Consider the following 9,016-nt stretch of genomic DNA (forward strand, 5'->3'; position numbering starts at 1 on the left):
AGAGCAGAATGCGGAACACTGGAAACTGGGAGTTGCTTTGTTTGACGCAATTCAATTCTTGCAAAGCCTTACCGAGCTTGATTTTTTCGAGATATTCCAGAAAGATTTTGCTTCCTCCGACGCTTGTGGCGTTTTGCAACGAAAATTCGGTCTTGATTTTGCTGATGGGCGTGATAAACTTCACCTAAAGGGTGCTCCTTTCTTTGGGTGATGTGATGTAAGCAAACACCATTCTACCAAAGATTTGGAGCACTTTTTATTTTTTTCAGAAGAGATTACTTTCGAAATTCAGGTTAATTTTTTTCCGGCGGAGAAGCAGGCGTGGGTGAAGCTGCTCTATATTTTGGCCTGGTCCGTTTTCTCGATCGGTTACGAAACAAGCATCGCCTTTCCTAATGGAATGATCTACTATACCGAGTGGAAGTGGTGGTACTCCGGGATGTGCTATCCGCTGATATACGTTGCTCTCGCGTTCAATTGGAAGCTGGTAAGAAAACTGCTGTCCAAGCGTGAATTAGCCTGATGCGGCAGCGACCTCGCTTTTGTATTATTTTGTTATTAATGGTTACAATAACCTCGTGAATGAACCTACCCGGAGGGCGTATGGACAATTTCAGAAATCGGGACAATCAATTTCGAAGATATAAAGCCCATGTGAACATCGTCGGAACGACTCAAATTCATTTGCGCAACCCTTATATTATCGCCTGGTGGTCGGCGGCTTTTCCGGGGTTCGGGCATCTATTGCTGAGCAAATATTTGCGCGGCCTGATGCTTTTCACTTGGGAAGTGATTGTCAATAACAACGCCAAAATTAACGTGGCCATGGTCCACACGTTTTGCGGAGATATTCAGCTTGCCAAAGAAGCCTTGAACATACGCTGGGTGCTGATGTATATTCCCGTTTATTTGTTCGCTATATGGGACAGCTACCGGACGAGCGTCGATATGAATAAGATGTATTTGCTGGCCGAAAGAGAAAATGCCCCCTTCAATTCCTTCACGATCGGCGCGCTCGAAATCAATTATTTGGACAAGCGCAAGCCGGTGATGTCCGTCATCTGGTCCTTGTTCATGCCGGGGCTTGGGCATCTGTACATCGACCGCATCGTTACTGCGTTTTTTTCGTTAATCTGGACCATCATTTTCCTGTATTTCTCGAATACGCTGCTTGCCGTTCATTACCTGTTTCTCGGGAAAATAGCCCAGGCGACCGCCGTGTTGGACATGCAGTGGCTTATGTATATGCCCTCGATGTGGGGCTTTGCCGTTTACGATTCCTATGCGAACACGGTGGAGAACAACAAACTGTTCAACTCGGAACAGAGAGATTTTCTCGTCAAGCATTATCAGAGTCCCCAATTTACTATCAAAAAGGGCATGTGGAGCGTTGAACAGCCGTGATTCAAATTTTCTCGACCTTCGAACATTCGCTCAATTTGGAGCTTGCCATCAGCGCGCTGGAACAAAACGGGATCGCCAAGGAGCATATTTTTGCGGTCCCATTGACCAACCGGAAAGCGGAACGCCGATTATTCGACACCATTCACAGCACGGACGGCATTTCGCTCATCAGCACGGGCGCGGCTTTAGGCACCGCCTTTGCGGTCATCGGGGCAAGCGTCGGCTTTAAGCTGGCCTGGGGCCCGATTTATTGGGGGCTTATAGGAACGGCGGGCGGTTTTTTGCTGGGGCTGCTCATTGACATCTTTTATTACAAGGTCATCAAAAAGCGGCAGCGTCTGCAGCGTGGGAAAAATTCAGAGGTCATTTTAATTGTGGAATGCCATGAGGAGATAGGAGATACTGTCGAGGAAATTTTATGGTACCATTTTGCTATAGGGATAGCCAGACTAAAAATATAGGTCTAAAGAAATAGAAAAAATATGAAAAAGCAATATATGATAAATTGGAAGCAATAACGATCAATCGGGAGGAGGCGGTTTGTGATATAATTCCTATGTAAACGTTAACATAACAAATGAGTTGGGGAGTGTCAGCATGAAAAGAAAAATGAAGTCGGGCATGTTGCTGCTGCTTTCACTAATGGTCGTATTCAGCATTGCCGCATGCTCGGGAGGAAGCTCGGGCGGCGATTCAAGCGCCAGCGGTGAGAGCAGTAAGAAGCAAGTGACGCTCGATTATGTCTGGTTCACCGACGGCATCGAGGGCGAGGTCATGAAGGGGATTATCGCCGACTACGAAAAGCAAAATCCGAACATCAAGATTAACTTGATAGAAGTTGCTTACAAGGATCTCGGCACGAAGCTGAAGACGATGATTTCCGGCGGCAGACCGCCTGCCTTGTCGCGCATGACCGATACGGGGCTGTTCGTCAATCAGGCGCTCGATTTGACGCCGTATGTCGGCAGCGCGGAAGAGTTCTCTTCCCAGTATATTGATTCCATCAAGCCTTATTATATTGTCGATAACAAAGTCATCGCCGCACCGATGGACGTTACGGCGAACGGCATGATCTACAATAAAACGCTGTTCGAAAAAGCCGGCGTGCAGGTGCCGACGAAGGACAACATTTGGACGTGGGACGAGTTTGCCGCAGCGGTCAAGCAGGTCATGGAGAAAGGCGAAGCGAAGTACGGTCTCGTCTGGGACTTCACGCCGCAGCGCTGGTCGACCCTCCTGTATCAGTTCGGCGGCAGCATGCTCAGCGAGGACGGCACGAAAGCGGCCATCAACAGTCCGGAAGGCGTGCAGGCGCTGGAGTTCTTCGTCAAGCTGCATAAGGAAGGCATCATTCCGCAATCGGTATGGCTCGGCTCCGAGAATCCGAACAACCTGTTCCGTTCCGGCTCCGTAGCGGTGCATATGGCGGGCAACTGGATGCTGAGCAGCTACAAGGATATTGACAATTTCGAGTGGGGCGTCACCTACATGCCCAAGCAAAGCATTCGCTCCTCCGTTCCCGGCGGCAAATATGTCATGGCCTTCAAAGACACGGGCGTAGAGAAAGAAGCCGGGGAGTTTATCAAATATTTGTCGTCCAAAGAAGTCAACGCGAAGTACAACCGCGAATCGCTGTTCATCAGCCCGCGCAAGGACAATGCGCAGCTTGATTACGCGTTCGGCAAAGAAATGTTCGAGGTGTTCTCGGACGAACTCGCCAATACGACGCCGCGTGCCGCGAACGATTGGTCCAGACAGGAGATCGTGACGAAATTCTCGAACGATCTGAAAAATCATGTCGTTGAAGCGATCGGCGGCAAGTTGACGCCGAAAGAAGCTTTGGACAAAACGGCTGAGCAAATCAACAAAGTGATCGCCGAGCAGGCGAAAAAATAAGCCTGTGCTGTAGAAGAGGCTGCCTGGGGGCAGCTTCTTTTTTTCTGTAAAGGCTGCCCGGCAGGCAGCAAGATATGTAGAATAGACGGCAACTTTCATGCTTATCGCATCAAGTCATTGTGTTAAGATCATTACAGAAGCGCTTCGAGCATCGGCAACGCCGGATTTTCAACCCAAATCTATCGTCAGGGGGGAGACGACCTGTGGCGCATGAGGCCCATTTTCCCACAAACACGGCATTGAAGCGGGAACGCATCTATATTCGCCACCGCGTGTCGGAATGGCAGGACAGCTGGCCGCTTCATACGCACGACGGCTATGAGCTTTACTTTTTCCACCAAGGCAATGTCAACCTGATTATCGGCAACGAAATCTATCAGCTGCAGCCTGGCGATATGCTGCTCTTCAGCGGCGATGTGCTGCATCGGCCGAACCCCTCGCAAGATACGCCGTATATTCGAAGCTATATCAATTTCACGGCGGACTACGTTCAGGAGATGGCCGGCGAAGAGTTGCAGGCGAAGCTGCTCGGCTTGTTCTCGCATCCGAACGGCCTGCTCATCCGCTGGGACGACAAGAGCGCAAGCGAGATCGACGAGCATTTTGCCGTCATGGCCAGCGAGCGGGAGAAGGAAGCGATCGGGACCGAATTTATGATGCAAAGCTTGATGGTGCAGCTGCTCATCAAAACTTACCGCAGGTCGAAGGAGATGTACTCCTTGCTGACGGCTCCGCCGCAGTCGCCCAAGGAAACGAACGTGCGCCGCATTCTGATCTATCTGAATCAAAACTACAAGAAACAGATTAATTTGGAAACCCTTTCGAAGGCGATGCATTTGAATAAATACTACATGTGTCACTCCTTCAAGGAAATAACGGGGATTTCCATTAACAACTATATTACGCGCAAAAGGATCGACGAGGCGAAAAAGCTGCTGCGCTTGTCGGACGAATCGGTCGGCTTCATGTCCGAGATGCTCGGCTTCAGCACGCCGGTGCATTTCAGCCGCATGTTCAAGCAGTACGCCGGTGTCTCGCCGCAAACCTACCGCAAAATACATCAAAAGTAAAGCGTACATGCGTACGCCGCAACAGGATAACGAAGGGATATGATAAGGATGACAACCGGCAGCTATATCACGTATGCTCCGCTGCAGCTGAGGCATCGGGTGATCAACCGCTGGCTCGTCAGCGGCATTTTCACCCGCAGCGTGCGGTTCGAGCCGATGACGATGGAAGGCGATATCAACGATTGGCTGATCAAAGGCTTCTCCATTCACGAAAATCCTTGCCGCAAGGAATTCGTCGAAGCAAGGCGGTCGGCGCAGCCGCAGCTGTCGCTGCCCAAGGCCCCTGCGCTTGGAGACGACGTATCGCTGTGGGATTCGCAGCAGCGCTGGAACATTTATTTCCCGTGGGGCAATTCGCGGGTCGAGGAGTCCGGCTTTTATTATGTGCCTACGCACATGCTGAGATATGCCTATACCGTTGTCGTCAGCCCTACGGCGCATAAAGCGGTGTTCAATTTGAAAACGTGCGGGGGCGTAGCGCTGTGGGTGAACGGCCGTCTCGCCTGCGACTTCACTCCGTTCACGAGAAACATCGAGCAGAAGACGCAGGTGGAGATCGAGCTTGCGGCCGGGGAGAACGAGTTTGTCGTGTGCCATGAGGATTTGGCGGAGCGGGATACGCTGTATCATTATACGCTGGAGTATACCGGCTCCGAGCCGCTGGAAATTCGCATTCCGCTCACGGAATCGGAGAGCGCCGAGGCCGTCGCCGCTATGGAGGACGCCTTCGAGCGGGCTTATTTTCCGAAGGATAGCGTGACGGACGAAGAGATTGGCCTCGTGTTCGAGCAGCCATTTAGCCAGAGCATCGCGTTCGATATAAGCTACAGCAGCTTTTTCAGCGGTCGGTCCCGCATGCAGCGGGAGCTTGAAGCCGGCCGGAGCAAGCTGGTGCTAGGCCATACGTCCGATTTTGGCGTGGATTACAAATATTTCGATCTCAGCACCGCAGTCGGCAAGGCCGTGATCAGCAAGCGGTTCGGCATCGAAATTCATAACAGCCGCTTCCAGCCCGAGGACAGCAAGGCGATGACGGTGGAGGAGCGCAAGCGGGTGGCGCTGGAATGCGTAGCCGCGCTCGGTATTCCGAACATTCATACGGCGATTGCCAAGCTGAAGACAGGAGGCGCCCCCGAGGTGTCGCGGGACATGATCCTGGACGGACTGGTCGGCATCGAGGAAAGACGGGACTGCGCCGACTTTTACCTGATCGCCTTGTTCCGGTTTTGGCGGGATTACCGCGACAGCGGCCTGTTCGACGAAGCGTTCTGGGCCCGCGTCAAGGAGACGATCCTAGGCTTCCGCTATTGGATCGACGAGCCGGGCGACGACGTCATGTGGTTTTTCAGCGAAAATCACGCGCTGCTGTTCCACACCTGCCAGCTGCTGGCAGGCCAGCTGTTCCCGGACGACACGTTCAGCAACAGCGGGGAAACGGGCGCGCAGCGGCAGGCCAAGGCGGAGCGCCTGTTGATCGACTGGTTCGAGCGTTTCTTCGCCGAAGGGCTTGCTGAATGGAATTCCAGCGCCTATATTCCGATCGATTTCCTCGGACTGATCCAGCTGTACGACCTGGCCGAGCTGCCGGCGCTGCGCGAGCAGGCCAAGCGGGCGATGGACTTGCTGTACAAGTACATGGCCGCGGAAGCTCATGACGGCTATTTGACCTCGACGTTCGGCCGCAGCTACGAGAAAGAGCTGAACGGCAACCATGCGGCGGGCACGACGTCGCTGATCTGGGTCGGTTACGGCACAGGCAATGTGAACAGCACGTCGTTCAATGTGTCTGTTTATTTGTCCGATTATACGCCGCCGCAAGACGCGGTCGAGCTGACGGTGCTGGGCCCGGAGGAGGAGCTGGAATTCCGGCTTGAGCAGGGCAAGGATGGATATGCCAAGCTGATGCATTACCGGACGGGTGACTATGTGCTGTCGAGCATCGCCGATTTCCGGCCCGGCCTGAAAGGCTATCAGGAGCATGTGCTGCATCTGGCCTTCTCGCCTGTAGCGCAAATCTGGATCAACCATCCGGGAGAAATTTACGCGCACGGCGCGGGACGGCCGAGCTTCTGGGCCGGGAACGGCTACCTGCCGAAGGTCGGGCAGCACAAGGCGCTGGGCATTCTGCTGTTCGACATCGATGGTGAGCATGATGCCGATTATACGCACGCTTACTTCCCGACCTACGCGTTCGACCGGGTCGAGCTGCGCGGCTCATGGTGCTTCGCGGAGAAAGGCGACGCTTACGCCGCCGTTTATGCCGCAGGCGGGCTCAAGCTGACCGAAACCGGCATCAACCGCGGCCGCGAGCTCGTCTCGAAAGGCCGGCGCAACATCTGGCTGGTGACGGCCGGCGATCGCCGCGAATTCGGCTCGTTCGAGCAATTCGTGGTCCATATGAGCAAGATGCCGTGCGAAGCGTCGATCGACACGCTGCAGGTGCGGCTGGCGGACGCCAGATACGGCGAGGTGCGCTTCGGCTGGCAAGCGCCGCTGACCGTAAACGGGCAAGCTGTGGTGATTGAAGGCTGCGGCGTCCAGGGCCGGCTTGCGCGAACTACAAGGGAGGCTGTTAGTCTATGAAACTGGATATTATTCTCGGCGCGATCGGGCGCGTGGCGGACGCCATGAAGTCGATGAAAAACGACGGGCTGGACGAAATTTATCCGATCGGGCTCATCGATATCCATCTGTGGGAATGGCCCCAGGGCGTAGGACTGTACGGGATGTACCAGTATTACGAGGAAACGAAGGACATGGACACGCTGCGCTTTTTGCAGGACTGGTACGATGCCCGCATCCGGGAAGGCTTGCCCGAGAAAAATGTCAATACATGCTCGCCGCTGCTCACGCTGATCTCGCTGTGCGAGCTGACGGGCAACCAGGAATATATCCGCATCTGCGACGAGTGGAGCCGCTGGATCATGGACCCGGAGAACGGACTGATCCGCACTGGGGACGGCGCGTTCCAGCATATGATTACCGGCGATCCGAACGACGGGCAGATCTTGATCGATACGCTGTTCATGACCGTGCTGTTCCTGACCAAGGCGGGCGTTTATTTCAAGCGTCCGGAATACATCGAGGAAGCGAAGAAGCAGTTCCTCATTCATATCAAATATTTGTATGACCGGCATTCCGGGCTGTTCTTCCACGGCTGGGATTTCAATGGAAGGCATAACTACGGAGCGGTGCGCTGGGGGCGCGGCAACGGCTGGTACACCTGCGGCATCGTCGATTTTCTGGACATGGTTCCGCTGGAGGAAGGCATCAAGCAATATTTGCTCGATACGATGCGCAGCCAGGTGCAGGCGCTTGCCTCGCTGCAGGCGGACGACGGCATGTGGCATACGGTGCTGGACGATGCCTCGTCCTACGCGGAGACATCGTGCACGGCCGCTTTCGGCTACGGCATCCTGAAGGCCGTGCGCAAAGGCTACCTGGAGCCGGAATATTTGCCTGTCGGCCGCAAGGCGCTGGAGGCCGTGCTCGCCCGCATCGACGCGGGCGGCGTCGTGCTGGACGTTTCCTACGGCACGCCTGTCGGCAACGATGCGCAATTTTATAAGGACATTCCGATTTCTCCGATGACATACGGCCAGGCGCTGACGCTGCTGATTCTAATGGAAGGCCTGCGTCACGCCAAAAGCTTGGAAAGCCGCCGTGAAGGCTAGTAGATGGCTTTAAATAACGTGATATTGGCGACGGCAGATCCGATCGGATGGAAGCTAACGGACGTGAACGCTCTTAATCGCCTGAAAAGCTGCCGTTTTGATTTTTAACGGACAGGAGAGCAGTTATTGGCTCGAAAAAGGCGGGGTATGGCCCATTCGTGCCAATTAAGCTCTGTCGTGTCCGTTACATTTTGAAACCCGTTGATTTTACCGAAATAACGGCGGCGAAGTCCGTTAGTATTGCATTTACGGCCAGCGTCCTTAACGTATTTACGGATCGATCTGCTAGGCGAAGTCGCTGCTAGCGATCAGAGGCGCGAGCAGACCGGCAAGCATCATAAGAAGCGACAAACCTAGGCGACGATCGACGGTGCAAAGCCTCGCTCATCATCGCTTTTGAAAAACAATAATATTGCTGCGATATTGATGCGTCATTCCGCCCCGGAATGGCGCTTTTTCTTTCCGCCGCAGATTGACTCCCAAAGCCCCAGCCTGGCCTCAGGGCCATGCGAATCCGGGCGCAGGCTAGCCTCAGGGCTACCCGAATGGTCCCCCTGACCTCAGGGCCAACCGAGTCCAGCGCCAGCCTGGCCCTCGAATCTGGGTGCCCCTAACCTCAGGGCCAACCGAGTCCAGCGCTAGCCTGGCCCCCAAGCAATAAGAGCGAAAAATGATCTTATTTCTCCCAAAATGGCCAAATGAGCCACTAGCTTTGCAACAAACCTGACATGAAAGAAAATATTCCTATAAATGTATTTTGTTGATTATTTTTTCTGGAAAATCGCAAAAAAATCTCCTATTGTAAACGTAGAGGGCGTGTTACCCAATCCGTTTACAAAGGAGACAACACATGGGTAACAATATCTCAAAAACCGTTATCAGTCAATGCCTTGAATGGTTGAATATTCCCGAATTTGTTTGCGATTTCCTCGATTATCGCAAGCAAAAGCTCACGCTCGCTGCTTCCATCTA

Annotated in this window: 7 protein-coding genes and 1 pseudogene; 7 read left to right on the forward strand and 1 reads right to left on the reverse strand. The window is 53.6% G+C overall.

The features are described 5' to 3' along the window. Positions 1–184 (reverse strand): annotated as a pseudogene (locus F591_RS33735) (IS1380 family transposase); the annotation flags it as partial. Between the two features lie 141 nt (positions 185–325). On the opposite strand from F591_RS33735, the gene F591_RS0126020 reads away from it, so the two are divergent. The 7 genes from F591_RS0126020 to bglB all read left to right on the forward strand — a co-directional run bounded on the left by F591_RS0126020 (position 326) and on the right by bglB (position 8,044). Beyond that, the gene (locus F591_RS0126020; protein WP_156829713.1) at positions 326–523 is read left to right on the forward strand and encodes a hypothetical protein; all 198 of its coding nucleotides are present in this window, start codon (positions 326–328) and stop codon (positions 521–523) included. Positions 524–603: 80 nt separating this feature from the next. Continuing rightward, positions 604–1,404 carry a hypothetical protein gene (locus F591_RS0126025; RefSeq protein ID WP_019537500.1) on the forward strand — a complete coding sequence of 267 codons (801 nt, stop codon included), beginning with the start codon at positions 604–606 and terminating at the stop codon, positions 1,402–1,404. Continuing rightward, on the forward strand, positions 1,404–1,865 hold the full coding sequence (locus F591_RS0126030; protein WP_026326920.1) for a hypothetical protein: 462 nt from the start codon (positions 1,404–1,406) through the stop codon (positions 1,863–1,865). Before F591_RS0126025 ends, F591_RS0126030 begins: the two co-directional genes overlap by 1 nt. A 136-nt stretch (positions 1,866–2,001) precedes the next feature. Further along, a complete protein-coding gene (locus F591_RS0126035) occupies positions 2,002–3,300 on the forward strand; it encodes an ABC transporter substrate-binding protein (RefSeq protein ID WP_019537502.1) in 1,299 nt (432 codons plus the stop codon). A gap of 203 nt (positions 3,301–3,503) precedes the next feature. Then, complete coding sequence (locus tag F591_RS0126040) at positions 3,504–4,370, forward strand: AraC family transcriptional regulator (RefSeq protein WP_019537503.1); 867 nt, start codon at positions 3,504–3,506, stop codon at positions 4,368–4,370. Between the two features lie 48 nt (positions 4,371–4,418). Continuing rightward, positions 4,419–6,953 carry a hypothetical protein gene (locus tag F591_RS0126045; RefSeq protein WP_019537504.1) on the forward strand — a complete coding sequence of 845 codons (2,535 nt, stop codon included), beginning with the start codon at positions 4,419–4,421 and terminating at the stop codon, positions 6,951–6,953. Then, positions 6,950–8,044 (forward strand): beta-galactosidase BglB, encoded by a 1,095-nt coding sequence (gene bglB, locus F591_RS0126050; protein WP_019537505.1) that lies wholly within the window; start codon positions 6,950–6,952, stop codon positions 8,042–8,044. The genes F591_RS0126045 and bglB overlap by 4 nt, the downstream gene beginning before the upstream one ends. Positions 8,045–9,016: the final 972 nt, after the last annotated feature.

The organism is Paenibacillus ginsengihumi DSM 21568, assembly GCF_000380965.1.
In the GTDB taxonomy this organism is placed as follows: domain Bacteria; phylum Bacillota; class Bacilli; order Paenibacillales; family NBRC-103111; genus Paenibacillus_G; species Paenibacillus_G ginsengihumi.

What these genes read in the sequence shown, in the direction of transcription:
- bglB (WP_019537505.1), top strand. Translation starts at nt 6,950, where the DNA reads ATGAAACTGGATATTATTCTCGGCGCGATCGGGCGCGTGGCGGACGCC.
- F591_RS0126045 (WP_019537504.1), top strand. Translation starts at nt 4,419, where the DNA reads ATGACAACCGGCAGCTATATCACGTATGCTCCGCTGCAGCTGAGGCAT.
- F591_RS0126025 (WP_019537500.1), top strand. Translation starts at nt 604, where the DNA reads ATGGACAATTTCAGAAATCGGGACAATCAATTTCGAAGATATAAAGCC.
- F591_RS0126035 (WP_019537502.1), top strand. Translation starts at nt 2,002, where the DNA reads ATGAAAAGAAAAATGAAGTCGGGCATGTTGCTGCTGCTTTCACTAATG.